Genomic DNA, 25,745 nt, shown 5'->3' with positions numbered 1-25,745 from the left:
GCTCGGTCGGAACCCGACCATGGTATGCGGCCCAGCGGCTCGCGTGCGACCACGAAATTCACCGGCCCTCAGCGGAACGCGTCCCGGATCCGGCCGAACACGCCGCGGTGCGGCGCGGCGAACTCCGCGTCGACCCGCTCCTCGCCGCGTGCCACGGCCAGCTGCGTGAGGAGCTCGCGCTGCGCCTCGTCGAGCTTGGTGGGCGTCTCCACGACGACCCTCACCTTGAGGTCGCCGCGACCGACGCCCCGCAGGTGCGGCACGCCACGGCCACGGATCGTCACGGTCTCACCGGACTGTGTGCCGGCCGCGATGTCGAAGCCGATCGTGCGCTCAGCGCCCTCGACGTCGGCATCGGCCTCGAGCGTCGGCAGGTCGATCTGCGTGCCGAGCGCCGCCGCGGTCATCGGCACCCGTACGTCGCAGTAGAGGTCGTCGTCGGACCGGGTGAAGACCTGGTGCGGCTCGACCTCGATCTCGACGTAGAGGTCCGCGGCAGGTCCCCCTCCGGGGCCGACCTCGCCCTCGCCGGTGAGCTGGATGCGGGTTCCGGTGTCGACACCGGCCGGCACCTTGATCGTGAGCGTGCGGCGGGCGCGGACCCGGCCGTCGCCGGAGCACTCCTCGCACGGGTTGACGATGACCGAGCCGTAACCCCCGCAGGTCGGGCACGGCCGGGCCGTCCGGATGTCGCCGAGGAACGAGCGCTGCACGTGCTGCACCTCGCCGTGGCCCTGGCAGGTCTGGCACATGACGGGGTCGGCCCCGTCGGCCGAGCCGTTGCCGTGGCAGGTGCCGCACACGACGGCCGTGTCGACCTTGAGCTCGCGGGTCGTGCCGAACGCGGCGTCGGCCAGCGGCACCGAGATGCGGATCAGCGCGTCGCTGCCGCGGCGCGTACGCCCGCGCGGGCCGCGCTGGGCCTGCTGGCCGAAGAACGCGTCCATGATGTCGCTGAACGAGAACCCGGCGCCGAAGCCGCCGCCGGCGGAGTTGCCGAGGGGGTCGCCACCGCGGTCGTAGAACGCGCGCTTCTCGGGGTCGGACAGCACCTCGTACGCGACGGTGACCGTCTTGAACCGCTCCTGCGCCTCCGGGTCGGGGTTGACGTCGGGGTGCAGGCTGCGTGCGAGCTTGCGGTACGCCTTCTTGATCTCCTCAGGTGTCGCGTCGCGGCTCACCCCGAGGGTCCCGTAGTAGTCCTGGCTCATGCGTCCTTGTCTGTTCTCAATCGCTGAGGGTCTGGCCGACGTACCGGGCGACGGCACGTACGGCTGCCATGGTGCCCGGATAGTCCATGCGGGTAGGTCCGACGACGCCGAGGGTCGCCAGCGGCTCGTCCGTGCTCCCGTACGCCGTCGCGACGACCGAGGTCGACGACAGCTCCTCGTACGGCTGCTCCGCGCCGATGCGCACGGTGAGCAGGCTCGGCGACGTCGCCTCGCCCAGGAGTTTGAGCAGCACCACGTGCTCCTCCAGCGCCTCGAGCACCGGCTTGATGGAGGTGTCGAAGTCGGCTCCGAAACGCGCCAGGTTGGCGGCGCCGCCGACCGCGACGCGCTCGTCGGCGCGCTCGTCGGAGAACGCCCGCGTCATCGTGGCGACCACCGCGGTCACGATCGGGCGCTCCTCGGGGCGGAAGGTCGTGATGAGGTCGGCGACCGTCGTCGAGGCGTCCGAGAGCCGCTGACCGACGGCGGCCGCGATGATCTTGCCGCGCAGCTCACCGAGCAGGTGCTCGCCGGGCTCCTCAGGCAGCTCGACGATGCGCTGGTCGACGCGCCCCGAGCTGGTGATGAGCACGACGAGGACGCGCGCCCGGTCCATCGGGACGAGCTCGACGTGCCGCACCGTGGAGCGGGTGAGGGTCGGGTACTGGACGAGGGCGACCTGGTGCGTGAGCTGCGACAAGAGCCGCACGCTGCGCTGAACCACGTCGTCGACGTCCACGGCGCCGTCGAGGAACGACTCGATCGCGCGCCGCTCGGGGATGCTGAGGCGGCGTACGGACGCGAGCCGGTCGACGAAGAGCCGATAGCCCTTGTCGGTCGGGATGCGGCCCGCACTGGTGTGGGGCTGGGCGATGAAGCCCTGCTCCTCGAGGACCGCCATGTCGTTGCGGACCGTCGCCGGAGACACCCCGAGCTGGTGCCGGTCGACCAGCGTCTTGGAGCCGACGGGCTCGCGCGTCGCCACGTAGTCCTCGACGATCGCGCGCAGGACCGCCAGCTTGCGTTCGTCGAGCACGACCTCCACCGCCTTGTCCCTTCTCGCGCGCCTGGCACTCGTGTGCCGTGAGTGCCAGTCTAGCCAGCCCGGCCAGCATCGTGGAGGTCCGGCGGCGTGTGGCGTCCCGCCGGGCCGAGCACCTCGACTAGGTTGCTCCTCGTGGCTCACGACCGTTACGGCTCCGACGTTCTCGCAGGCGACTGGCGCGTCCCCAAGCGGGGTCGCTCCACCGAGGTCGAGGCGGAGGTCGGGATGGTGCTCGAGGAGGTCACCACCGACTTCTGCGGCGCGGTCACCCGCACCGACCGCGACCTCGGGACGGTCGAGCTGGAGGACCGGCGGGGCAAGCGGCGGACGTTCCCGCTGGGCCCAGGCTTCCTCCTCGAGGGCAAGCCGGTCATCCTCAGCGCACCCGCACGCGCGGCGGCGCCCGCGCGTGCGACACGGACGGCATCGGGCTCGGTCGCGGTCCACGACGCGAAGGCCCGTGTCGCCCGCGCGAGCCGGATCTACGTCGAGGGCCGCCACGACGCCGAGCTCGTCGAGAAGGTGTGGGGCGACGACCTGCGGATCGAGGGTGTCGCCGTCGAGTACCTCGAGGGCGTCGACGACCTCCCGTCGGTGGTCGCGCAGTTCAAGCCCGGACCCGGTCGCCGGCTCGGCGTGCTCGTCGACCACCTCGTGCCCGGCTCGAAGGAGTCCCGGATCGCCGCCTCGGTCGTGCGCGGCCCGTACAAGGAGCACGTGCTCGTCGTCGGCCACCCGTACGTCGACGTGTGGCAAGGCGTGAAGCCCGAACGCCTCGGGCTGGAGAAGTGGCCGGTCATTCCCCGCCAGATGTCCTGGAAGCACGGGATCTGCCAGGCCCTCGGCTGGCCCCACCGCAGCCAGGCCGACATCGCCCACGCCTGGAAGCGCATCCTCGGCTCGGTCCGCTCGTACGCCGACCTCGAGCCGGCGCTGCTCGGACGGGTCGAGGAGCTCATCGACTTCGTCACCACCTGAGCCGCCGCGCCCGGCCGGTTGGGGCGCGGCTGCGACACTGGAGGTATGCCGTCGACGTTGCCCGAGGGTGAAGCAGTCCCCACCGACGGCTCTCTCCCCACCCGCTCCCTGGAGAAGCTCGGAGAGGCGCCGTTCGGCGCGTACGTCCACGTGCCGTTCTGCGTCACCCGCTGCGGCTACTGCGACTTCAACACCTACACGTCCTCCGAGCTCGGCCCGGGCGCCTCGCACGAGTCGTACGCCGACACCGTGCTCGCCGAGATCGATCTCGCGGCGCGGGTCCTGGAGCGTGCCGGTCGCTCGCTGCCGGAGATCGAGACGGTGTTCGTCGGCGGCGGGACGCCCACGCTGCTCGCCTCCGACGACCTCGGACGCATCCTGGAGGCGCTCGACAAGACCTTCGGCCTCGCCGACGGCTACGAGGCGACGACGGAGGCCAACCCCGACAGCGTGACTCCGGAGTCGCTCGCGACCCTGCGGGCGCGGGGCTTCACCCGCGTCTCGTACGGGATGCAGTCCGCGGTGCCGCACGTGCTCGCCACCCTCGATCGCACCCACGACCCCGCCCGGCTGCCCGACGTCGTGCGGTGGGCGCGCGAGGCGGGGTTCGAGCAGGTCAGCGTGGACCTCATCTACGGCACGCCCGGGGAGTCGCTCGCGGACTGGGAGCGCTCGCTCGAGACCGCTCTCGCGCTCGACCCGGACCACGTCAGCGCGTACGCCCTGATCGTCGAGGACGGCACCGCGCTCGCCCGCCGCGTGGCACGTGGCGAGATCGCGGCGCCGGACGACGACCTCATGGCCGACATGTACGCCGCGGCGGACGCGCAGCTCGGCGGCGCCGGGCTCTCCTGGTACGAGCTGTCGAACTGGGCGCGCGACGACGCGGCCCGTTGCCGCCACAACGAGCTCTACTGGACCGGGGCGGACTGGTGGGGCTTCGGACCGGGGGCGCACAGCCACGTCGCCGGGACCCGCTGGTGGAACGTCAAGCACCCTGCGGCGTACGCCAGGCGACTCGCCGAAGGGGTCTCGCCCGGTCACGGTCGCGAGGTGCTCGACGCCGAGACCCGACGCGTCGAGCAGGTGCTGCTCGAGTCACGGCTGCGCGACGGGATGCCGCTGGAGCGGCTCGACGCGGCGGGGCGCGCCGCAGTCGGCGGACTCGTGGCCGAAGGCCTCGTCGAGCCCGCGCCGCTGGACGAGCGTGGCTCGCTCGTCCTGACGCTGTCCGGGCGCCTGCTCGCCGACGCGGTCGTACGCCGCCTGCTGCCGTAGCCGGGGGCACCACCCGCTTCCGACAGGCTGGGGTACCCGAGTGCAGCCGCACCGACCCGAGCGTGCAGAGTCGGGTCGGTGGTGCTTCGGTCGGGCACCCCAGCGTGCGCCTGCCGGGGTCCACTGCGCGGGAGCATGAGGAGGGGCCGCACCGCGTCGCGGTACGGCCCCTCCTCGTGCGCGTGGGGATCAGGCCTCGGCGTAGAACCCGTCGAGCACGTGCTGGAACTTGTCCTCGACGTACTTGCGCTTGAGCTTGAGGCTCGGCGTCAGCTCGCCCTCCTCGACCGTGAGGTCGTGGTCGAGCACGACCCACTTCTTGACCGTCTCCCAGCGGTTGAGCTTGGAGTTGAGCTCGTCGACGTAGCCCTCGATCGCCTTCCGCATCTCGGGCGAAGACACGATCTCGGCGTACGACTTGCCGGCGAGACCGTGGTTCTCGGCGAACAGCGTCGCGGCGTCGGGATCGATCGTGATCAGGGCCGAGACGAAGTTGCGGTTGTTGCCGTAGACCACCATCTGGCTGGCCAGCGGGCACACTCCCTTGAACATGCCCTCGATGTAGGACGGCGCCACGTACTTGCCGCCCGAGGTCTTGAACAGGTCCTTCTTGCGGTCGGTGATCTTGAGGAACCCGTCGGAGTCGATCTCACCGATGTCACCGGTCGCCAGCCACCCGTCCTCGGTGATCGCGGACGCCGACTCGGTCTCGAGGTTGTGGTAGCCCTGCATGACGCCGGGGCCCTTGATCATGATCTCGCCGTCGTCGGCGATCTTGACCTCGGTGCCGGGCATCGGCAGGCCGACCGTCCCGAGCTTGTACTGGTCGGGGTGGTTGACGAACGAGCCCGCCGCGCTCTCCGTCAGGCCGTAGCCCTCGAGGATGAGGATGCCGGCGGCCTCGAACCACTCCGCGACCTCCTGCGACAGCGCCGACGCCCCGGAGATGAAGAAGCGGATGCGTCCGCCGAAGCGCTCGCGCACCTTGGACAGGACGATCTTGTCGCCGATCTTGTACTGGAGGCGCAGGCCGGCCGGGACGGGCTTGCCCTCGCGCTCGAGCTGCTTGACCTGCGCGGCGACCTTGGTGGCCCAGGTGAAGAGCTTGAGCTTGACGCCGCCCTCCTCCTCCATCATGCCGACGATGCGCCCGTACGCCTTCTCGAAGATGCGCGGCGCGGCACCCATGAACGTCGGCTTCACGACGGCGAGGTTGTCGACGATCTTGGGGATGCGTCCGTCGATGGCGGTCGCGAACCCGACACGCAGCTGCGTCGACAGCAGCACCTTGCCGAACGAGTGCGCCATCGGCAGCCAGAGGTACTGGAGGTCGTCGATCGTGAGGTAGCCGCCCGCCGCGACGGCCGCGCCCTCGTACGTCCAGGAGTCGTGCGTGAGCCGGACACCCTTCGGGCGGCCGGTCGTGCCGGAGGTGTAGATCAGCGTCGCCAGGTGCTCGGACTGGATGCCTGCGACACGGTCCTCGACGGCCGTCGGCTGCTCGGCCAGCAGCTTGGAACCGAGCTCCTCGAGCTCGCCGAGCGAGATGACCCAGTCGCCGTCGCCGTCGCCGTCGAACAGCACGACCTTCATCACGTCGGGCAGCTCGCTGCGCTTCTCCTGCAGCTTCGCGAGCTGCGTGGCGTCTTCGGCGAAGACGACGCGGCTGGCGGAGTCGGCGAGGATGTAGGCGACGTCGGGCGAGGCCGTCGTCGGGTAGACCGTGGTGGTCGCCGCGCCCGCCGCCATGATCGCGAGGTCGGCGAGGATCCACTCGTACCGGGTCCCCGAGGCGATAGCGACGCGCTCCTCGGGCTCGATCCCCAGCGAGATCAGACCCGCCGCGATGCGCGACACGATCTCACCGGTCTCGCCCCAGGTCAGGGAGCGCCAGTTCTCGCCGACAGGGTGCCGGTAGGCCTCACGGTTGGGGGTCTCACGGACTCGGGAGTAGAACAGCTCGCCGACGTTCTTTGCACGCGAGTCGACGACTTTCATCTGCTCGGGTGTCGGGGCGTTGGCCATCAGGAGTGCACCTCATCGCTGGGAGTTGGTAGGAGTGATGGGGATCACGGGATGGCCAGAATCGTACGCGATCGCTGTGACTGCGGGCACACTCCAGGGGCAATCGAGACCTTTCCGCGACACGGGCCCCGACCGACCGCTCCCCCTCACGACGAGAGAGGCGCCTACTTCTTGCCCTTGTCCCCCGAGTCGCCGGTCGAGAGCGCGGCGACGAAGGCCTCCTGAGGCACCTCGACCCGGCCGACCATCTTCATCCGCTTCTTGCCTTCCTTCTGCTTCTCGAGCAGCTTGCGCTTACGGCTGATGTCGCCGCCGTAGCACTTGGCGAGCACGTCCTTGCGAATCGCGCGGATGGTCTCGCGCGCGATGACGCGCGCGCCGATGGCCGCCTGGATCGGCACCTCGAACTGCTGGCGCGGGATGAGCTCCTTGAGCTTCTGCGCGAGCGCGACGCCGTAGGAGTACGCGTTGTCGCGGTGCACGATGGCGCTGAACGCGTCGACCGGGTCTCCCTGCAGCAGGATGTCGACCTTCACGAGGTCGGCGGCCTGCTCGCCCGTGGTCTCGTAGTCGAGCGAGGCGTAACCCTTCGTCCGGCTCTTGAGGTGGTCGAAGAAGTCGAAGACGATCTCGGCCAGCGGCAGCGTGTAGCGGATCTCGACGCGGTCCGACGAGAGGTAGTCCATCCCGAGCAGGGTCCCGCGGCGGGTCTGGCACAGCTCCATCACCGGACCGATGAAGTCGGTCGGCGTCAGCACGGTCGCCCGCACCACAGGCTCGTACACCTCGGAGATCTTGCCGGTCGGGTACTCGCTCGGGTTGGTGACCCGGTGCTCGGACCCGTCCTCCATGACGACGCGGTAGACGACGTTGGGGGTGGTCGAGATCAGGTCGAGGTTGAACTCGCGCTCGAGCCGCTCGCGCACGATCTCCATGTGGAGGAGGCCGAGGAAGCCGATGCGGAAGCCGAACCCGAGCGCTCCGGAGGTCTCGGGCTCGTACTGGAGCGCGGCGTCGTTGAGCTGGAGCTTGTCGAGCGCGTCGCGCAGCGTCGGGTAGTCGTCGCCGTCCATCGGGTAGAGGCCGGCGAACACCATCGGATTCGGGTGGCGGTAGCCCCCGAGCGCCTGCGTCGCGGGCTTGCTCGCCGACGTCACCGTGTCACCGACACGCGACTGGCGGACCTCCTTCACGCCCGTGATGAGGTAGCCGACCTCGCCGACGCCGATGCGGTCGGCCTTCTTCGGCTCCGGCGAGATCACGCCCACCTCGAGCATCTCGTGGACGGCCCCCGTCGACATCATCTTGATCTTGTCGCGGTGCGAGAGGTGGCCGTCGATCACGCGGACGTACGTGACGACGCCCCGGTAGGTGTCGTACACCGAGTCGAAGATCATCGCGCGCGCCGAGGCGTCGGGATCGCCGACCGGAGCAGGGATCTGGTCGACGACGGCGTTGAGGACGTCCTCGACGCCGACGCCGGTCTTGGCCGAGACCCGCAGCACCTCGTCGGGCTCGCAACCGACCAGGTGCGCCAGCTCCTCGGCGAACTTCTCCGGCTGCGCGCTCGGGAGGTCGATCTTGTTGAGCACCGGGATGACGTGCAGGTCGGCGTCGAGCGCGAGGTACAGGTTGGCCAGCGTCTGGGCCTCGATGCCCTGCGCGGCGTCGACGAGCAGGATCGCGCCCTCGCAGGCGGCGAGGCTGCGGCTCACCTCGTACGTGAAGTCGACGTGCCCGGGGGTGTCGATGAGGTTGAGGACGTACGTGGTGCCGGCGTCCTCGCCCGTCGACTTGGTGAACGGCAGCCGGACGGCCTGGCTCTTGATGGTGATCCCGCGCTCGCGCTCGATGTCCATCCGGTCGAGGTACTGCGCGCGCATCGCGCGGTCGTCGACGACCCCGGTGTGCTGCAGCATCCGGTCGGCCAGCGTGGACTTGCCGTGGTCGATGTGCGCGATGATGCAGAAGTTGCGGAGGATCGCGGGGTCGGTCGCGCCCGGAGCGGGTGCCGACGAGGAAGCAGCGGTCTTGGCCATGATGCCTCCCATCCTCCCATGTCACGGCCCCGTTCCCGAACGCGTACGTGGTCGCCGTCCCTACGATGGCGAGGTGAACGTGATCCTCAACATCATCTGGCTCGTGCTCAGCGGGATCTGGCTCGCGATCGGCTACGCGGTCGCCGGGGTGGTGCTCTGCATCACGATCATCGGCATCCCCTGGGGCATCGCCTCGTTCCGGATCGCCTCGTACGCGTTGTGGCCCTTCGGCCGCACCACGGAGCCCAATCCTCAGGCGGGCGTGCCGTCGATGATCGGCAACGTGATCTGGCTGGTGCTCGCGGGCATCTGGCTCGCGATCGGCCACGTCGTGAGCGGGATCGCGCTCTGCCTGACGATCATCGGCATCCCGCTCGGCATCGCCAACTTCAAGATGGTGCCGATCTCGCTGATGCCGCTCGGCTACCGGATCGTGCCCGTGGACGGGCGCTGAGATCCCGGACAACCGAGGTTTGGGCCGAAGACGGCGAGGGTACGGAAGGGATGCCCTCATCGTCGACCAGGAAGGACCTGTCGTGGTCATCGGACTCGGCATCGTTCTCATCGTTCTCGGCCTCATCTTCGCGCTCGACGTCATCAACATCGACACGAGCCTCATCGACACCGGGACGCTCGGCTGGATCCTGCTCATCGCGGGCATCGTCGCCGTGGTCGTCTCGCTGATCGTCAACCAGCAGCGCTCCAGGTCCACCCACGTGGTCGAGGAGCGCCGCGACGGTGGATACCCGCCCCCGCGGTAAGTCACCGAGTCAGCACGAAGCGGCCCTCGCCCTGCGGAACCGCAGGCGGGGCCGCTTCGTGTCCCGGACAGGTGGAGCGCTTTTGGACCGCACCAGGCGCGCTGCTACAGTGGGTGGTCGCGTGTCCGTGTCCGCGCGCGCACCTATCCACTTCGACAGAACAACGAGGCTTGCCCCGTGGCAAACATCAAGTCGCAGATCAAGCGCAACCGGCAGAACGAGCGTGCCCGCGAGCGCAACAAGGCTGTGCGGTCCGAGCTGAAGACCGCCGTCCGCCGCTTCACCGAGGCCGTCGAGGCCGGCAACACCGACGACGCCAAGGAGTTCGCCAAGGCGGCGAACCGCAAGCTGGACAAGGCTGCCTCCAAGGGCGTCATCCACAAGAACCAGGCGGCGAACCGCAAGTCGTCGATCTCGAAGAAGGCTGCCGCTCTCTGAGCACCTGACCTTCGCTTCCGAACGGCGCCTCTCGTGACGAGAGGCGCCGTTCGTGCGTGTGGTCAGCGCACGCGGGCCGCGACGACGCCGAGCACCATCCGCTCCAGCGCGTACTCCGGGTCCGACGCGCCCTTCACGTCGAGGTCCGCGCGCGCGACCGCGCCGATGGCGGTCGTGATGCCCGTGCTGTCCCAGCCCTTGAGCTGGGCGCGCAGCCGCTTGAGGCGGAACGGTGGCGCGCCCACCTCGCGGGCGAGCTCGGCCTCGCGCAGCCCCTTGCTGGACGCGACCCCGTAGCGCGCCAGGGAGCGCAGGCCGGACGCTAACGCCGACGTGATGAGCACCGGCGCGACGTTGTTGTTGATCGCCCACCGCAGCTGCTCGAGCGCGAGCGCGGCGTCACCGTCGATCGCCGCGTCGGCGATGTCGAAGCCCTTCACCTCCGCCCGCCCGCCGAAGTACTGGCGGACGAGGTCGAGCGAGATCTTGTCCCGCCGACCGTCTGCCCGGGTGGCGGCGTCGACCAGCTGGTCGGCAGCGCCGGCGAGAGAACGGAGGTCGTGCCCCACGGCGGCGACGAGGTAGCCGGCGGCCTCCTCCGTGATCGAGGCACCGAGCTGTCGCACCTCGGTCGAGACCCACCGCGTCACCTCCCACGGCTTGGGCGCGGTGGTCGTGACCTCCTGGACGGCCCCGAGCTTGCGGAGCTTGTCGAGGACCCCCTTGCCCTTCTGGCCACCGCCGTGCGTCAGCACGACCGCCACCTCGGCCGAAGGCGCGGCGGCGTACGCGAGGAGCTCGTCGGCGACCGTCGCGTCGAGCGACTCGATGCCGCGGACGACGACGGCGCTGTGCGATGAGAACAGCGACGGGCTCGTCAGGCCGGCGAGCTCCCCCGGCACGAGCGCGGAGCCGTCGACCTCCGAGACCGAGGTCTCGGGGTCCTCCTGCTGGATCTGCGTGAGAGCACGGCGCATCGCGCGGTCGGTGAGGAACTCGACTCCGCCGGTCACCAGGACGAGGGTGCTGAACAAGGACGCCATCGCAGGCCAGCATGCCACGCGTCGCAGACGTCGCGGCGGGCGGTTCACCGGCGGATGCCACCGACCTCGCCGTCCCGGACGACCACGGCGACGTCTCCCCCGAGATCTGTCCTCAGGACCGTCGCGCCTGCCCCGGTGAGCACCTCGAGCGTCCCCGGGGCGGGATGGCCGTACGTGTTGTCGCGGCCCGCGCTCACGGTCGCCCACCGTGCACCGAGTCCGACGAGCCAGGCGTCGTCCTGGTGGGCGCTGCCGTGGTGCGGGACCTTGAGGACGTCGACGCGCAGGTCCGGGTACGCCCGCCGGAGCGCAGCCTGACCGGGTGGCTCGACGTCGCCGGTGAGGAGGATCCGCACGCCGCGGGACTCGGCGAGGAGCACGACGCTCGCGTCGTTCGCCTCGTCCTCGGAGACCGTGGGGCGTCCCTCGGCACGCACCGGTGCCAGCACGGTGAGGGTGAGCTCGCCGACTCGCCAGCGCTCCCCGCCGGCGAGTGGGCGGACCTCGGCGGTGCCGGGCGGCGGGCGGCTCGGGCCCACCCCGACCCACCCGACCTCGCGTCCGCGGAGCACCCCCGCGAGGCCGTCCACGTGGTCGGCGTGGGCGTGGGTGAGGACCACCATCGGCACCGTGCGTACGCCGAGGTCGTCGAGGCACCGTCCGGCCGCGACGGGATCGGGACCGGCGTCGACGACGACGGCCGACGACGGCCCGGTCCGCAGGACGGTCGCATCGCCCTGCCCGACGTCGCACGCGACCATCACCCATCCCCGTGGGGGCCAGCCCGGGCGCAGCGGCGCGACGACGAGGACGGTGACGAGCGCGCCGGCGAGCACGGCGGGCAGCGGGCGGCGCAGGAGCAGGTGCCCTGAAACCGCGACCACCGCGCACGCGACGACCAGCGCGGCCACGACGACGGGTCCGTCACCGACCACCGCGGCCGCTCCCGGCAGAGCCGCCGCCCGCCTCCCGACGAGCACGATCCAGCCCGCAGGCAACGCCGTCACGAAGCCCACGCCGGTGCCGAACGGAGCCCACGCGAGACCGGCGAGCCCTCCCGTGAGCCCGAGGACGGTCGCGGGTCCGACGGCAGGCGCGACGACGAGGTTGGCGACGACCGCGACCAGGGAGACCTCACCGGACAGCGCCGCGACCGGTGCGGTGCAGGCGAGCTGAGCCGCGGCCGGGACGGCGATCGCCTCTGCCAGCCATCGAGGCATCCAACGGGCGAGGGCGTCGCGCCACACCGGCGCGAGGAGGATGATCCCGCCGGTCGCGAGCGCGGACAGCAGGAAGCCCGCCGACGTGGCGAGCCAGGGATCGACCAGCACGACGACGACCACCGCCAAGGCGAGGCACCGCGCGCCGCGTCGGCGCCCACCGGTGCTGAGGCCGGCGACGCCGACGAGCCCCATCACCGCCGCGCGCACGACGGACGGCTCCGGGCGGGCGAGGAGCACGTAGCCGAGGGTCGCGACGACGGCGAGCACGACGCGGGCACGCGGACCGGCTCCCAGCGGTCGCGCCAGCGCGAGGAGGAAGCCGACCAAGAGGGTGAGGTTGGTCCCCGAGACCGCGAGCAGGTGGGTGAGCCCGCTCGTACGGAAGTCGTCGCGCAGCCCGTCGGACAGCGCGTGGTCGTCACCGTGGACCAACGCGGGCACGAGCGCGGCGACGTCGGGTGACCGGTAGGCGACCGCTGCGCTGATCGCCTCACGCAGGTGCTGTGCGCCGTCCCACCACCACGCGGGGTCGCCGTCGGGACGCCCGGAGATCGCGCTCACCGACAGTGTCGCCGAGGTGGCCGAGTCGTCGGCGACCTGCAACCGCCCCGACGCCTCGACCTCCTGCCCGATCCTCAGCGCGGGCGGGTCTCCACGGATCCAGGCCGTGACGGGGCTGCGCAGGCGCCATGCCGCACCGCGGGCCTCGACGTGCCGCACCGTCAGCCGAAGCACGGTCGAGCTGCCGAACGTCCCGCGCACCTGCCGGGGATCGGACGCGACGACCGCTTCGACCTCGACGGTCGCCCCGTCTGCGGCCAGGTCGGGGACCACGCCGGAGCGGTGGCTCGACGCCCGGAACGCACCGAGCAGGAGCGCGGCGACGAGGAGCACGAGCACCAGCGCGACCCAGGCCGCCCGCCGCCGCGCGGGAGCCACGCCGAGCACCGCGAGCGCAGCCCCCGCCGCCGCGCCTGCCGAGGCGAGGAGCGCCACCGGCAGCGGCACCCGTACGGCGACGACGGCACCGGCCCACGCCGCGACCGCCGGGGCGATCATGCGCAGGTCGGTGGGGTCACCGCGTCCGGCGAGGCCCGTCGCGGATCGGAGCACCGCGCGCGACGTCAGACCGTGACGAGGGCGCGCAGCTTGGCCAGGGTCGCCTCGCCGATGCCGTCGACCTCGAGGAGCTCGTCGACCGAGGTGAACCGTCCGTGGTCGGTGCGCCACGCCAGGATCGCCTGCGCGGTCACCGGTCCGACCTGGGGAAGGGTGTCCAGCTCCTCCAGGGTCGCCGTGTTGAGGTTGACGACGGCGCCGCCCGGAGCGCCTGGGGAGGCACCGCCCGGTGCGGGGCCGGAGGGCACGGAGACGGCCGGCAGGCCGACGACGATCTGCTCGCCGTCCACGAGGACGCGCGCAAGGTTGAGGGAGGTCAGCTCCGCACCTCGCCGCGCCCCGCCCGCCGCCTCGAGCGCGTCCACCACCCGAGAGCCCACGGGGAGCGTGACGATCCCCGGACGACGCACCTTGCCGGCGACGTCGACGACGACCTCGGAGGGCGCCGCCGTCGGCGCGGCGGGCGCGCCCGGCTCGGCGGGCGCGGTCGGTGAGGATCCGGCGACCGGGCTCGACAGCGCCACGGGCTCGGCCGTCACGACCTCGGGCTGGGCTCTCTGGACCCACCAGAGCACTGCTCCGCCGGCTACCAGCACCACGGCGGCGACCACCACGACGTGCGACAGCGTCGTCCCGTCCCCGAGCACCGAACGGAGCGGGTTCGGGAGACGGTCCACGGCGTCGGATCCCCACCGCGAAGCGGTGACGGCGGCACCCGCGCGGTGCCGGGCCGGCAGGCGCCTGTCGTCGAGCCCGGCGTTGTCGAGCCCGGTGTCGTCGAAGAGGTCCTCGACCTCCTCGTCCCGCTCGCCGCTCGGGCGCGTCGGGGGGTCGAGCCGGCTCAGCTCGCGCGCGAGCAGCTCGAGCCGTCGGCGTGCGGCCTCGCTCGTCCTGTCTGCTCCCCGTCGGTCCACCTGAGGAACGCTAGAGCGATCGGCCGCCGGCTCGCTGCCGTCCATCGCCGGCCTGTGGACAAGCGCCGTCGGCGGGACCTGAGGACGAGGTCAGCCGATCGGGACGCGGGCCGAGACGGTGACCGCGAGCAGACCGGGGCCGACGTGCGCGCCGATCACGGCGCCGACCTCCATCAGGTCGACGGTCGGGAGGTTCAGCGACTCCGACAGCCGGTCCGCGAGCGCCTGCGCCTCTGCGGCGGCATCGAGGTGCTGGACCGCCACGTCGACCTGGTCGCCGGCCTCTGCTGCCGCCTCGGCCGTGAGCTCCTCGAGCCGGGCGATCGCACGCGCCGACGTACGGACCTTCTCGATCGGGCGCACGCGTCCGTCCTCCACCCCGAGGATGGGCTTGACCGACAGGGCCGACCCGAGCAGGGCCGAGGCGGCGCCGATGCGGCCGCCCTTCCTGAGGTGCTCGAGGGTCGCGACGTAGAAGTACGTCGTCGCGCGCTCGGACCGGTCGCGTGCTGCCTTCGCCACGTCCTCGGCCGAGTGGCCGGCGTCGCGGGCGGCCGCCGCCGTCAGCACGGCGTACCCCGTCGCCATCCCGACCTGAAGGCTGTCGACGCAGGTCACCGGCACCGCGCACTGCTGGGCGGCGAGCTGCGCCGACTCGAGGGTCGCGGAGACACGGGAGCTGAGGTGGATGGAGACGATCTCCTGCGCGCCCTGCTCGACCAGGTCGGCGTAGACCTGGGAGAAGCGCTCGGGAGCGGGCCTCGACGTGCTCACCGCTCGCCCCGAGCGGAGGGCACGCGCCAGGTCCGCCGGGCCGACCTCCACGCCCTCCGTGTACGAGCGGGCGTCGACGACGACCTCGAGCGGGACGACCGTGACATCGTGGGCCGCCGCGACGTCGACCGGCAGCGACGCCGTGGAGTCGGTGACGATGGCGAGGGTCATGGGGCGAGGGTAGTCGGAATCCGCGCGCCCACGCGGCTTCCCGAAGAACCCTCCCTCGAGCGTACGGTCGGGGTGCGCAGACGAGTCGATCGCTGGCGAGCGCTTCCGATATGTGATCGTTAACAGCCGCAGCGCCCTCCCGCGCCTCCTTGCACGCCGGAAGCTCGCCGTACAGACGGCCCCACGCCCGAAGATCCACACTGACGCCCGACCGGAGGGGACGTCCGTGGCCACCTATCTACGCAGGTCAGCACCCCTTCTGCCGCACCGTCGCCGTCGTACCGCGCCGCGAGCGCGCGCTCCGCGACCGCCTCTCGGCAGGAGAAGGAATCGATCAGGCCTTGACGGCTCCGAATGTGAGCGTTAACAATCTTCTCCATCGATGTGATGCCCATCACATGAATGAGCCGGGAGCAGATGTCCGCCTGCCCCCTCGCCCGCACCGGACACGGTGCCGGGCTCCGTAGACGGAGGAATCTCATGATCAGGAGAATGAGCGCAGTCGCCGTAGGCGCCGTGCTCGTCGGGAGCCTCGCCGCGTGCGGGGGCGGCGGCAGCAGCGACGCGTCGGACGACGACAGCATCACCATGGGCTTCGCCCAGGTCGGCGCAGAGAGCGGGTGGCGGACCGCCAACACCAAGTCCATCAAGGACACCGCGAAGCAGGAGGGCGTGACCCTCAAGTTCTCCGACGCCCAGCAGAAGCAGGAGAACCAGATCAAGGCCATCCGGTCCTACATCCAGCAGAAGGTCGACGTGATCGCCTTCAGCCCCGTGGTCGAGACCGGCTGGGACACCGTCCTCCAGGAGGCCAAGCGGGCGAAGATCCCCGTGATCCTCACCGACCGCTCCGTCGACTCCGACGACACCTCGCTGTACGAGACGTTCCTCGGCTCCGACTTCGTCCTCGAGGGCGAGAAGGCCGGCGACTGGCTGGTCGAGAACGCCGACGAGGCCGACACCGACAAGAACGGCGCGGTCAAGGTCGTCCAGCTGGAGGGAACGACCGGCGCCGCACCGGCCATCGACCGCGCGGAAGGCTTCAAGGAGAAGATCTCCGCCGACCCGCGGATCGAGATCACCGCCTCCCAGACCGGCGACTTCACGCGTGACGGCGGCAAGAAGGTCATGGAGTCGTTCCTGAAGTCCCAGCCCGACATCGACGTCGTCTACGCCCACAACGACGACATGGGGCTCGGCGCGATCGAGGCGATCGAGGCGGCCGGGAAGACACCCGGGACCGACATCAAGATCATCACCGTCGACGCCGTCAAGGACGGGATGACCGCGCTCGCCGCCGGGAAGATCAACTTCATCGTCGAGTGCAACCCGCTGCTCGGCCCGCAGCTGATGGACCTGGCGAAGAAGGTCGTCAACGGCGAGGACGTCCCTGAGCGGGTCGTCACCGAGGAGACGACCTTCGACCAGGAGCAGGCCAAGGCCGCACTCCCCGACCGCCAGTACTGAGTGTCGCTCCCCCGCACTCGCACGGCCGAGGTGCCGGGCCGCGTCACACCGCCCCGGCACCCTCGGCCCACTCCCCCGACAGCGCTCCACCGACCCTGAGGACGGGATCGAGATGACCCACATGTCCGCCGACGCCCAGCCCTCTCCCGGGCCGTCGGTCGAGGGTGCACGGCACGGCGAGCCGGTCGTCGAGATGACCGGGATCACCCTCACCTTCCCCGGCGTCACGGCGCTCGACGACGTCTCGTTCCGGATGTACCCCGGCGAGGTCCACGCTCTGATGGGCGAGAACGGCGCCGGGAAGTCCACGCTCATCAAGGCGCTGACAGGCGTCTACACGATCGACGCCGGCACGATCCGGATCGACGGCGAGGAACGCCAGCTCACGGGGACGGCCGCTGCGCAGGACGCGGGCGTGAGCACCGTCTACCAAGAGGTCAACCTCTGCACGAACCTCACCGTCGCCGAGAACATGCTGCTCGGCCGTGAACCACGGCGGCTCGGGCGGATCGACCACCGGCGGATGTACCGGCGCGCGGGTGACGTGCTCGCCCGTCTTGGCCTGGACATCTCGCCCAGGTCGCGGCTGGGAGACCACCCGATCGCCGTGCAGCAGCTGGTCGCGATCGGGCGCGCGGTCGACATCGACGCCCGGGTGCTCGTCCTCGACGAGCCGACCGCCAGCCTCGACAGCGAGGAGGTCGCCACGCTCTTCGAGGTCATCGACTCGCTCCGTTCGCAGGGCGTGGCGATCCTCTTCGTCTCCCACTTCCTCGACCAGGTCTTCGCGATCTCCGACCGGATGACGGTGCTGCGCAACGGTCGGCTCGTCGGCGAGCACCTCGCACGCGACGTCACCCGCCTGGAGGTCGTCGAGGAGATGCTGGGCCGTGAGCTGGAGGTCCTCGAGCGCCTGGACCGTGAGCCCTCCCGTCAACCGGACGACCGTCGTACGCCGGTGCTGCGCGCGAGCGGGATCGGCCGTCGAGGGTCGCTGGCACCCGTCGACCTCGAGGTCTACGACGGCGAGGTGATCGGCATCGCCGGTCTCCTCGGCTCGGGCCGCACCGAGCTCGCACGGCTGCTCTTCGGCGCCGACCCCGCGGACAGCGGGACGGTCGAGGTGCGTGGGCATCGTGTGCACCTGCGTTCACCGCGCAAGGCCGTCGACCACAAGATCGGGTTCTCCAGCGAGAACCGTCGCGCCGAGGGTGTGGTCGGCGACCTCACCGTGGCCGAGAACATGCTGCTGAGCCTCCAGGCCGCCCGGGGCTGGTTGCGACCGGTGCCGGCCCGCACCCGTGAGCAGCTCGTGGCGAAGTACGTCGAGGCGCTCGACATCCGACCGGCCGACCCGCAGGCGCTCATGCGCAACCTCAGCGGCGGCAACCAGCAGAAGGTGCTGCTCTCCCGCTGGCTGATCATGCAGCCCGACCTGCTCCTCCTCGACGAGCCCACCCGCGGGATCGACGTCGGCGCGAAGGCGCAGATCCAGCAGGTCGTCGACGACCTCGCGCGCGCCGGGATGGGCGTCGTCTTCATCTCGGCCGAGCTGGAGGAGGTGCTCCGCCTGAGCGACCGGCTGGTCGTCATGCGTGACCGTCACAAGGTCGACGAGCTCGCGAACACCCAGACCACGACGTCGGACCTGATGGCGATCATCGCCCGTGACGAGGAGGCCGCTCGTGCGTGACCTGCCTCGGCACCGCCTCTTCTGGCCGGTCCTCGCCCTGACCCTGCTGCTGGTGGTCAACGTCGTCGCGACGCCGTCCTTCGTGCAGGTCCGGATGCAGGACGGGCACCTGTACGGGAGCCTCGTCGACATCCTGCGCAACGGCGCCCCGGTGCTTCTCGTCGCGCTCGGGATGACGCTGGTGATCGCGACGCGCGGCATCGACCTGTCCGTCGGCGCGATCGCCGCGATCGCCGGGGCCGTCGCCTGCGTGCACATCGCCGGGTCCGGCGACCCGGGCTCGGCGGGGACGGCGATCACCGCGATCGCGCTGGCGCTGGCGGTGTGCGTCCTGCTCGGTCTCTGGAACGGCTTCCTCGTCTCCGTGCTGGGGATCCAGCCGATCATCGCGACGCTGGTCCTCATGACCGCCGGACGCGGTCTGGCGATGCTGGTGACCGGCGGCCAGATCACCACGGTGAACAACTCCTTCTTCAAGGCGGTCGGCACCGGCTACGTCTTCACGCTGCCGGTCGCGATCCTCCTCTCGCTCGGCGTCCTCGCGGTCACGGCGCTGGTCACCCGCCGGACGGCGCTCGGCATGCTGGTCGAGGCGGTCGGCATCAACCCGGAGGCGAGCAGGCTCGCCGGCGTACGCTCGCGCACCATCCTGTGGACCGTGTACGTCTTCTCCGCCTTCTGCGCGGGCCTCGCCGGTCTGATGATCGCCGCCAACACCAGCGCCGCGGACGCGAACAACGCCGGCCTGTGGATCGAGCTCGACGCGATCCTCGCCGTGGTGATCGGGGGCACGTCGTTGGCCGGCGGCCGCTTCTCGCTCACGGGGACGCTCGTCGGCGCGCTCTTCATCGCCACGCTGGCGACCACCGTCCCGACGATCGGGATCCCGTCAGAGACCAACTACCTCTTCAAGGCCGTCGTCGTGATCGCGGTGTGCCTCCTCCAGTCGCCCAAGGCGCGTGCGGCGGTGTGGCGTCGCGGGCGCAGGCGTCCGTCGACGGTGAAAGCAGGGCGAGCATGAGCACGGCCACCACGCCCCGTACCTCGCAGCGCTCCTTCGCGGACCGCGTGAAGGGCTACTCCCCTCCCTCGTCCGTGATGCCCGTGCTGGCGACCTTCGCCCTGCTCGTCGGGATGTTCGGGGTCGGGTCGATCCGGTACGAGGGGTTCGCGTCGCCGCAGGTCGTCCTCAACCTCTTCGTCGACAACGCCTTCCTCATCGTCCTCGCCGTCGGGATGACGTTCGTCATCCTCACGGGCGGCATCGACCTCTCGGTCGGCTCCGTGGTGGCGCTCTCGACGATGATCGCGGCGGCGACGCTGCGCGCGGGCTGGCCACCGCTGCTGGCGGTCCTCGCCGTGCTGCTCACCGGGACCTTGCTGGGTCTGGCGATGGGCCTGGTCATCCACTACTTCGAGGTCCAGCCGTTCATCGCGACGCTCGCCGGCATGTTCCTCGCCCGCGGCCTGTGCTACCTCATCAGCGTCGAGTCGATCCCGATCAAGGACGACACCTTCCAGTCGCTGTCGGCCGCGTCGATCACACTCCCCGGAGAGCTGTACGTGACACCGACCGTGCTGATCGCCCTCCTGGTGGTGATCGTCGCGGCCTGGGTGCTGCACCTGACACGCTTCGGCCGCACCGTCTACGCGGTCGGAGGGAGCGAGACCTCGGCGATGCTCATGGGGCTGGCGGTCGCGCGCGTCCAGGTGGGCGTGTACGCCATCAGCGGGTTCTGCTCCGCGCTCGGCGGGCTCCTCTTCTCCCTCTACATGCTCTCGGGCTACAGCCTCCACGCCGTCGGCATGGAGCTGGACGCGATCGCCGCGGTGGTGATCGGGGGCACGCTGTTGACCGGCGGGTACGGCCTGGTCGTCGGCTCGCTCCTCGGCGTCCTGGTCCTCGGCACGATCCAGACCTTCATCTCCTTCGACGGGACACTGAGCTCGTGGTGGACCAAGATCTCGATCGGTGCGCTGCTGCTCGTCTTCGTCGTCCTGCAACGCTTCTTCACCCGCCGGGGGGCCTCGTGAGTTCCGACCGTCAGACACCGCCCGTGATGGCCGACGTCGCCCGTGCGGCCGGCGTCTCTCACCAGACGGTCTCGCGCGTCATCAACGGATCACCGAACATCCGGCCGTCGACCCGCGAGCGCGTCGAGTCGGCCATCCGCGCACTCGGCTACCGCCCGAACACCGCCGCCCGCGCGCTGGTGACCCGCCGGTCGTCGACGATCGGCATCATCAGCACCGGGAGCGGGCTGTACGGGCCGGCGAGCATCCAGCGCACGGTCGAGGACGCGGCGCGCAGCGCGGGCTGGTTCGCGGGGTCGGTGAGTCTCGCGACCGTCACGGAGTCGACCCTCACCGACGCCATCGACCACCTGCTCCGCCAGGCCGTCGAGGGGATCGTCATGATCGCAGGACAGGTCGAGGCACTGGAGCTCGTGAGCCGCCAGGACTTCGGCGTCCCGTTCGTGGTCGTCGAGGGCGACCTCTCCAAGGCGTCGAACGTCGTGGGGGTCGACCAGCACGCGGGGGCGTTCGCGGCGACCACCCATCTCGTCGAGCTGGGGCACACCCGCATCGCCCACGTGCGCGGGCCGCGCAGCTGGACCGAGGCCGACGGGCGCGAGTCGGGGTGGCGTGATGCCCTCGCGGCGGCCGGTCTCGAGCCGGGCGTGCTGCTGCACGGCGACTGGTCGGCACGCAGCGGCTACGCGGCGGGGCGGACCCTCGTCGCCGACGGGGACACCACGGCCGTCTTCGTCGCCAACGACCAGATGGCGATCGGCCTGCTCCGCGCGTACCACGAGGGTGGCCGCCCTGCGCCGCGCCACGTGAGCGTGGTGGGCTTCGACGACACCCCCGAGGCCGAGTACCTCCAGCCCCCTCTGACGACGGTTCGCCAGGACTTCGCCGAGGTCGGCCGACGGGCCATCGCGTTCCTCGACGCGAGCATCAAGGGTCTGGAGCCGCACCTGGAGCGGCTCGTGCCGCCCGACGTGATCCTGCGTTCGAGCACCGCACGCCCCTACCGGCCGGAGGTGTCGGCATGAGCAGGGCCGAGTACGTCGTGGGCGTCGACTTCGGGACGCTCTCCGGCCGCGCGCTCGTGGTCGCCGTCGAGGACGGCACAGAGGTCGCGAGCGCGGAGTCGGTCTACGCCCATGGCGTCCTGACCGACGCGCTGCCGGGTCGTGCCGGCCGGAGGCTGCCGGCCGACTGGGCGCTGCAGGTGCCCTCGGACTACGTCGACGTCCTGCGCCACGCCGTCCCGGAGGCCGTCCGCAAGGCCGGCATCGACCCGGCGGACGTGATCGCGATCGGGACGGACTTCACCGCGTGCACCGTGCTCCCCACGACCCGCGACGGCACGCCGCTGTGCGAGCTGCCCGCCTTCGCCGACCAACCGCACGCCTACGTGAAGCTCTGGAAGCACCACGCCGCGCAGCCCCAGGCCGACCGCATCAACGCCCTCGCCGCCGAGCGTGGTGAGCCGTGGCTCGGTCGGTACGGCGGCCTCATCTCGTCGGAGTGGGAGTTCGCCAAGGGGCTGCAGGTCCTCGAGGAGGCTCCCGAGGTCTACGCCGCCATGGACTGCTGGGTGGAGGCCGCCGACTGGATCGTGTGGCAGCTGTGCGGCACGTACGTGCGCAACGCGTGCGCGACCGGCTACAAGGCGATCTACCAGGACGGCCGCTTCCCGGCCACGGACTTCCTCACCGCCCTCCACCCGTCGTTCGGTGGTTTCGTCGAGGACCGCCTCGCCCAGACCGTCGCGCAGCTCGGCGACCGCGCCGGGACCCTCACCCGCGAGGCCGCCGCGTGGACCGGGCTGCCGGAGGGCATCCCTGTCGCCGTCGGCAACGTCGACGCGCACGTGAGCGCACCGGCCGCGCAGGCCGTCGACGACGGCCAGATGGTCGCGATCATGGGGACCTCCACCTGCCACGTGATGAGCTCGTCGGTCCTGCGCGAGGTCCCGGGCATGTGTGGTGTCGTCGACGGAGGCATCGTGCCGGGACTCTGGGGGTACGAGGCGGGGCAGAGCGGGGTCGGCGACATCTTCGGCTGGTTCGCCGAGCACGCCGCGCCTGCGTACGTCTACGAGGCTGCCGCGGCGGGCGGGATGAGCGTGCACGACTACCTCTCCGGGCTCGCGGCGGAGCAGGTGGTCGGCGAGCACGGCCTCGTGGCGCTGGACTGGCACAACGGCAACCGCTCGGTGCTCGTGGACCACGGGCTCTCCGGTGTGGTGGTCGGACAGACCCTCGCGACCCGCCCCGAGGACGTCTACCGTGCCCTCGTCGAGGCGACCGCGTTCGGCACCCGGACCATCATCGAGGCCTTCGTCGGCAGCGGGGTTCCGGTCGAAGAGCTGGTGATCGCCGGCGGGCTGGCGCGCAACTCCCTGCTCATGCAGATCTACTCCGACGTGACCCGGCTCCCGCTGTCCGTGGTCGGGTCGGCCCAAGGCCCCGCCTTGGGCGCCGCACTCCATGCCGCCGTCGCGGCCGGCGCGTACGCGGACATACGTGCCGCTGCGAAGGCGATGGGGTCGGTGCGCAAGGCGGTCTACGTCCCCGACGAGGCGCGTGCGCGCGCGTACGACCGGCTGTACGCCGAGTACGTCGCGCTGCACGACTACTTCGGTCGCGGCGGCAACGACGTGATGCACCGGCTGCGCGCGCTGCGCGCGGAGGCGTCACGCGAGGAGAGGGAGGATCGATGACCGTGGTGGACGAGGTGCGTCGCACCATCGAAAGGCTCCGGGAGGAGGTGTGCGCGCTGCACGCGCATCTCACGCGGTACGACCTGGTCGTGTGGACCGCGGGGAACGTCTCGGCCCGCGTGCCGGGCGAGGACGCGCTGGTGATCAAGCCCAGCGGCGTCGCGTACGACGACCTCACGCCGGCGTCGCTCGTCGTCACCGACCTGCACGGACGGCTCCTCGAGGGCGACCTGTTCCCCTCGAGCGACACCGCGGCGCACGCGTACGTCTACCGGCACCGACCCGACGTCGGCGGCATCGTCCACACCCACTCGACCTACGCGACCGCGTGGGCCGCACGGGGCGAGCCCATCCCGTGCGCCCTGACGATGATCGCCGACGAGTTCGGCGGCGAGATCCCCGTCGGCCCGTTCGCGCTGATCGGTGACGACGCCATCGGGCGCGGCATCGTCGAGACGCTCGCACGGAGCCGGTCTCGCGCGGTCCTCATGCGCAACCACGGCGTCTTCGCCGTCGGCGCCACCGCCACCGAGGCGGTCAAGGCGGCGGTGATGTGCGAGGACGTCGCGCGCACCGTGCACATCAGCCGGCAGGTCGGCGAACCCACCCTGATCGCGGCCGAGGACGTCGACCGTCTCTACGAGCGCTACCAGAACGTCTACGGCCAGGACCCACGAGAGCGAGACCACCGATGACCGACCGCGTGCTGTGGTTCCTGACCGGGAGCCAGTCCCTCTACGGCGAGGAGACCCTCCACCAGGTCGCCGTGCAGTCGCGGGAGATCGCGGCCCTCCTCGACGAGACGGAGGATCTCGCGCTGCCCGTCGTGTGGAAGCCCGTCCTCACGTCGTCCGACGCGATCCGTCGTCTCCTCCTCGAGGCAAACGCGGACGACGGGTGCGTCGGGGTCGTCGCGTGGATGCACACCTTCTCGCCGGCCAAGATGTGGATCTCCGGTCTCGACGTCCTGGCGAAGCCGCTCCTGCACCTGCACACCCAGCACCACGTCGAGATCCCGTGGGCCACCTTGGACATGGACTTCATGAACCTCAACCAGGCCGCGCACGGCGACCGCGAGTTCGGGTTCGTGCAGACGCGTCTCGGGGTCGCGCGCAAGACGGTTGCCGGTCACGTCACGGACCCCGGGGTCCGCAGCCGGGTGGCCAGCTGGGCACGCGCGGCGGCAGGCGCGGCCGCGCTCCGCACCCTGCGCGTGGCTCGCTTCGGCGACAACATGCGGGACGTCGCCGTCACGGAGGGTGACAAGGTCGAGGCCGAGCTGCGCCTGGGCGTCTCGGTGAACGGGTACGGCGTGAACGACCTCGTCGCCGTCGTCGACGATGTCGCGGAGGAGGACGTCACGAAGCTGGTCGCGGAGTACGAAGACCTGTACGACGTCTCGCCCTCGCTGCGCGCAGGCGGCGGCCGGCACGACGCGCTGCGCTACGCAGCGCGCCTCGAGGCGGGGTTGCGGGCATTCCTCGTCCAGGGAGGCTTCGGAGCGTTCACGACGAGCTTCGAGGACCTCGGCGGGTTGCGGCAGCTGCCGGGGCTCGCGGTCCAGCGCCTGATGGCGGAGGGCTACGGCTTCGGCGCCGAGGGCGACTGGAAGACGGCGGCACTCGTGCACGCGACGAAGACCATGGCGGAGGGGCGGCCAGGCGGCACGTCGTTCATGGAGGACTACACCTACCACCTGGCGCCAGGGAACATGAAGTCTCTCGGAGCCCACATGCTCGAGGTCTGCCCGAGCATCACCTCCCAGCGTCCGACCGTCGAGGTGCACCCGCTGTCGATGGGGGGACGGGAGGACCCCGTACGCCTGCGTTTCGTGGCCGATCCCGGGACGGGCCTCGTCGTCGGGCTCTCCGACCAGGGCGACCGTTTCCGCCTGACCGCCAACGACGTCACGCTGGTCGAGCCGGACGAGCCGCTGCCTGCGCTGCCGGTCGCCTGCGCCGTGTGGCAGGCGCAGCCCTCGCTCACGACGGCCGCGGAGGCGTGGCTGATGACCGGCGGCCCCCACCACACCGTCCTCACCACGGCCGTCGGCTTCGAGGAGTTCGACGACCTGGCCGAGATCCTGCGGACCGAGATCGTCCACATCGACGCCTCGACGACGACCCGCGCGCTGCGCCACGAGCTGCGCTGGAACCAGGCGTACTACCGGTTGGCCGCCGGCTTCTGACCGTCGCCGCCGCGCTCTTCGCGCTCCCGGAAGAGCGCGGCGTGGGTGAGCCGCCGCAGGGCGAGGATGATCGGCTCCAGCAGCACGGTCCCGAGCACCACGTCCTGGACGACGTCCGCGACCTGCTGCGGTTGTCGTGTGCGGCTGTGCCTGATCGACGCGACCTCCCTGCGGGCGAGGCCGACGACGTCGTCGGCGTACCGGCGCAGCGCGTCGACGTCCAGGGGTCGTCCCGCCGCCTCGAGGCCGGCCAGGGCTGCGTCGAGCTGGGCGACCGCCACCGCATCGGGCTCGTAGGCCAGACCGATCGCGTCCAGCGCGGCGCTCGCGCGCGTGAAGGGCGGCTCGGTCCGGACGTACGGCGGCAGGGCCGCGAGCGCCGCGCCGACCGCCTCGTACGGGTCGGGGTCCGGGTCGTCGACCGCGGCGAGGACCTGACGGACCTTCGCCAGCGGGAGTCCGCCGACCTCGACGAGCGAGCGGATGAGCCGCAGCCGACGGAGGTGGCTCTGGTCGTACGACGCCTGGGTCGCGCTGGTCGCCTGGCCGGGCGGGAGGAGGCCGTCGCGCAGGTAGTACTTCACCGTGGCGACCGGCACGCCGGCGGCGCCGGCAAGCTCCGAGATCCGCATGGCCCCTCCTC

The 25,745-nt window shown here is 71.2% G+C and carries 22 protein-coding genes; 13 read left to right on the top strand and 9 right to left on the bottom strand.

Going from position 1 to position 25,745, the window contains the following annotated elements:
• Positions 1-68: 68 nt before the first annotated feature.
• Together dnaJ and hrcA are read right to left on the bottom strand one after the other, a co-directional pair.
• Complete coding sequence (gene dnaJ, locus NYZ95_RS12835) at positions 69-1,211, bottom strand: molecular chaperone DnaJ (protein WP_262851710.1); 1,143 nt, start codon at positions 1,209-1,211, stop codon at positions 69-71.
• 16 nt (positions 1,212-1,227) lie between these two features.
• On the bottom strand, positions 1,228-2,247 hold the full coding sequence (gene hrcA, locus NYZ95_RS12830; RefSeq protein ID WP_262852039.1) for a heat-inducible transcriptional repressor HrcA: 1,020 nt from the start codon (positions 2,245-2,247) through the stop codon (positions 1,228-1,230).
• A gap of 132 nt (positions 2,248-2,379) precedes the next feature.
• Here hrcA and NYZ95_RS12825 point away from each other — a divergent pair, with 132 nt between their 5' ends.
• Both NYZ95_RS12825 and hemW read left to right on the top strand, forming a co-directional pair.
• Complete coding sequence (locus NYZ95_RS12825; RefSeq protein ID WP_262852038.1) at positions 2,380-3,234, top strand: DUF3097 domain-containing protein; 855 nt, start codon at positions 2,380-2,382, stop codon at positions 3,232-3,234.
• A 45-nt stretch (positions 3,235-3,279) separates the two neighbouring features.
• Positions 3,280-4,512 carry a radical SAM family heme chaperone HemW gene (gene hemW / locus NYZ95_RS12820; RefSeq protein ID WP_262851709.1) on the top strand — a complete coding sequence of 411 codons (1,233 nt, stop codon included), beginning with the start codon at positions 3,280-3,282 and terminating at the stop codon, positions 4,510-4,512.
• Positions 4,513-4,701: 189 nt separating this feature from the next.
• On the opposite strand, the gene NYZ95_RS12815 is transcribed toward hemW, so the two are convergent.
• Positions 4,702-6,537 (bottom strand): AMP-dependent synthetase/ligase, encoded by a 1,836-nt coding sequence (locus tag NYZ95_RS12815; RefSeq protein WP_262851708.1) that lies wholly within the window; start codon positions 6,535-6,537, stop codon positions 4,702-4,704.
• A 164-nt stretch (positions 6,538-6,701) separates the two neighbouring features.
• Positions 6,702-8,576, bottom strand: a complete 1,875-nt coding sequence (gene lepA, locus NYZ95_RS12810) for a translation elongation factor 4 (protein ID WP_262851707.1) — start codon at positions 8,574-8,576, stop codon at positions 6,702-6,704.
• Positions 8,577-8,649: 73 nt separating this feature from the next.
• On the opposite strand from lepA, the gene NYZ95_RS12805 reads away from it, so the two are divergent.
• From NYZ95_RS12805 to rpsT, 3 genes are all read left to right on the top strand, one after another.
• Entirely contained in the window at positions 8,650-9,030 is a 381-nt protein-coding gene (locus NYZ95_RS12805) for a YccF domain-containing protein (RefSeq protein WP_262851706.1), read from the top strand.
• A gap of 82 nt (positions 9,031-9,112) precedes the next feature.
• On the top strand, positions 9,113-9,337 hold the full coding sequence (locus NYZ95_RS12800; RefSeq protein ID WP_262851705.1) for a DUF6458 family protein: 225 nt from the start codon (positions 9,113-9,115) through the stop codon (positions 9,335-9,337).
• A gap of 177 nt (positions 9,338-9,514) precedes the next feature.
• Entirely contained in the window at positions 9,515-9,775 is a 261-nt protein-coding gene (gene rpsT, locus NYZ95_RS12795; protein ID WP_262851704.1) for a 30S ribosomal protein S20, read from the top strand.
• Between the two features lie 62 nt (positions 9,776-9,837).
• On the opposite strand, the gene holA is transcribed toward rpsT, so the two are convergent.
• From holA to NYZ95_RS12775, 4 genes are all read right to left on the bottom strand, one after another.
• A complete protein-coding gene (gene holA, locus NYZ95_RS12790) occupies positions 9,838-10,818 on the bottom strand; it encodes a DNA polymerase III subunit delta (protein WP_262851703.1) in 981 nt (326 codons plus the stop codon).
• A gap of 44 nt (positions 10,819-10,862) precedes the next feature.
• On the bottom strand, positions 10,863-13,154 hold the full coding sequence (locus tag NYZ95_RS12785) for a ComEC/Rec2 family competence protein (RefSeq protein WP_262851702.1): 2,292 nt from the start codon (positions 13,152-13,154) through the stop codon (positions 10,863-10,865).
• 11 nt (positions 13,155-13,165) lie between these two features.
• Positions 13,166-14,074: a ComEA family DNA-binding protein gene (locus NYZ95_RS12780; RefSeq protein WP_262851701.1), complete on the bottom strand. Its 909-nt coding sequence runs from the start codon at positions 14,072-14,074 to the stop codon at positions 13,166-13,168.
• A 90-nt stretch (positions 14,075-14,164) separates the two neighbouring features.
• Entirely contained in the window at positions 14,165-15,019 is an 855-nt protein-coding gene (locus tag NYZ95_RS12775; protein WP_262851700.1) for a DegV family protein, read from the bottom strand.
• A 492-nt stretch (positions 15,020-15,511) separates the two neighbouring features.
• Here NYZ95_RS12775 and NYZ95_RS12770 point away from each other — a divergent pair, with 492 nt between their 5' ends.
• The 8 genes from NYZ95_RS12770 (at position 15,512) to araA (ending at position 25,102) form a co-directional block, all read left to right on the top strand.
• Entirely contained in the window at positions 15,512-16,486 is a 975-nt protein-coding gene (locus NYZ95_RS12770) for an ABC transporter substrate-binding protein (RefSeq protein ID WP_262851699.1), read from the top strand.
• Between the two features lie 121 nt (positions 16,487-16,607).
• The gene (locus tag NYZ95_RS12765) at positions 16,608-18,179 is read left to right on the top strand and encodes a sugar ABC transporter ATP-binding protein (RefSeq protein ID WP_262851698.1); all 1,572 of its coding nucleotides are present in this window, start codon (positions 16,608-16,610) and stop codon (positions 18,177-18,179) included.
• The gene (locus NYZ95_RS12760; RefSeq protein WP_262851697.1) at positions 18,172-19,200 is read left to right on the top strand and encodes an ABC transporter permease; all 1,029 of its coding nucleotides are present in this window, start codon (positions 18,172-18,174) and stop codon (positions 19,198-19,200) included. Before NYZ95_RS12765 ends, NYZ95_RS12760 begins: the two co-directional genes overlap by 8 nt.
• Positions 19,197-20,213 (top strand): galactofuranose ABC transporter, permease protein YjfF, encoded by a 1,017-nt coding sequence (gene yjfF, locus NYZ95_RS12755; protein WP_262851696.1) that lies wholly within the window; start codon positions 19,197-19,199, stop codon positions 20,211-20,213. The genes NYZ95_RS12760 and yjfF overlap by 4 nt, the downstream gene beginning before the upstream one ends.
• Positions 20,210-21,238 (top strand): LacI family DNA-binding transcriptional regulator, encoded by a 1,029-nt coding sequence (locus NYZ95_RS12750; RefSeq protein WP_262851695.1) that lies wholly within the window; start codon positions 20,210-20,212, stop codon positions 21,236-21,238. The genes yjfF and NYZ95_RS12750 overlap by 4 nt, the downstream gene beginning before the upstream one ends.
• Positions 21,235-22,914, top strand: a complete 1,680-nt coding sequence (gene araB / locus NYZ95_RS12745; RefSeq protein ID WP_262851694.1) for a ribulokinase — start codon at positions 21,235-21,237, stop codon at positions 22,912-22,914. The genes NYZ95_RS12750 and araB overlap by 4 nt, the downstream gene beginning before the upstream one ends.
• Entirely contained in the window at positions 22,911-23,609 is a 699-nt protein-coding gene (locus tag NYZ95_RS12740; protein ID WP_262851693.1) for an L-ribulose-5-phosphate 4-epimerase, read from the top strand. Before araB ends, NYZ95_RS12740 begins: the two co-directional genes overlap by 4 nt.
• A complete protein-coding gene (araA, locus tag NYZ95_RS12735; RefSeq protein ID WP_262851692.1) occupies positions 23,606-25,102 on the top strand; it encodes an L-arabinose isomerase in 1,497 nt (498 codons plus the stop codon). Before NYZ95_RS12740 ends, araA begins: the two co-directional genes overlap by 4 nt.
• On the opposite strand, the gene NYZ95_RS12730 is transcribed toward araA, so the two are convergent.
• A complete protein-coding gene (locus tag NYZ95_RS12730) occupies positions 25,078-25,734 on the bottom strand; it encodes a MerR family transcriptional regulator (protein WP_262851691.1) in 657 nt (218 codons plus the stop codon). The genes araA and NYZ95_RS12730 overlap by 25 nt on opposite strands.
• Positions 25,735-25,745 lie beyond the last annotated feature (11 nt).

The organism is Mumia quercus, assembly GCF_025506335.1.
Classification (GTDB): domain Bacteria; phylum Actinomycetota; class Actinomycetes; order Propionibacteriales; family Nocardioidaceae; genus Mumia; species Mumia quercus.
This window is presented reverse-complemented; position numbering and strand designations above follow the sequence as displayed.

Coding starts and splice junctions, on each gene's coding strand:
- hemW (WP_262851709.1), top strand. CDS start 3,280: ATGCCGTCGACGTTGCCCGAGGGTGAAGCAGTCCCCACCGACGGCTCT.
- NYZ95_RS12775 (WP_262851700.1), bottom strand. CDS start 15,019: ATGACCCTCGCCATCGTCACCGACTCCACGGCGTCGCTGCCGGTCGAC.
- araA (WP_262851692.1), top strand. CDS start 23,606: ATGACCGACCGCGTGCTGTGGTTCCTGACCGGGAGCCAGTCCCTCTAC.
- NYZ95_RS12815 (WP_262851708.1), bottom strand. CDS start 6,537: ATGGCCAACGCCCCGACACCCGAGCAGATGAAAGTCGTCGACTCGCGT.
- NYZ95_RS12740 (WP_262851693.1), top strand. CDS start 22,911: ATGACCGTGGTGGACGAGGTGCGTCGCACCATCGAAAGGCTCCGGGAG.
- holA (WP_262851703.1), bottom strand. CDS start 10,818: ATGGCGTCCTTGTTCAGCACCCTCGTCCTGGTGACCGGCGGAGTCGAG.
- araB (WP_262851694.1), top strand. CDS start 21,235: ATGAGCAGGGCCGAGTACGTCGTGGGCGTCGACTTCGGGACGCTCTCC.
- dnaJ (WP_262851710.1), bottom strand. CDS start 1,211: ATGAGCCAGGACTACTACGGGACCCTCGGGGTGAGCCGCGACGCGACA.
- NYZ95_RS12765 (WP_262851698.1), top strand. CDS start 16,608: ATGTCCGCCGACGCCCAGCCCTCTCCCGGGCCGTCGGTCGAGGGTGCA.
- yjfF (WP_262851696.1), top strand. CDS start 19,197: ATGAGCACGGCCACCACGCCCCGTACCTCGCAGCGCTCCTTCGCGGAC.
- lepA (WP_262851707.1), bottom strand. CDS start 8,576: ATGGCCAAGACCGCTGCTTCCTCGTCGGCACCCGCTCCGGGCGCGACC.
- NYZ95_RS12770 (WP_262851699.1), top strand. CDS start 15,512: ATGAGCGCAGTCGCCGTAGGCGCCGTGCTCGTCGGGAGCCTCGCCGCG.
- NYZ95_RS12730 (WP_262851691.1), bottom strand. CDS start 25,734: ATGCGGATCTCGGAGCTTGCCGGCGCCGCCGGCGTGCCGGTCGCCACG.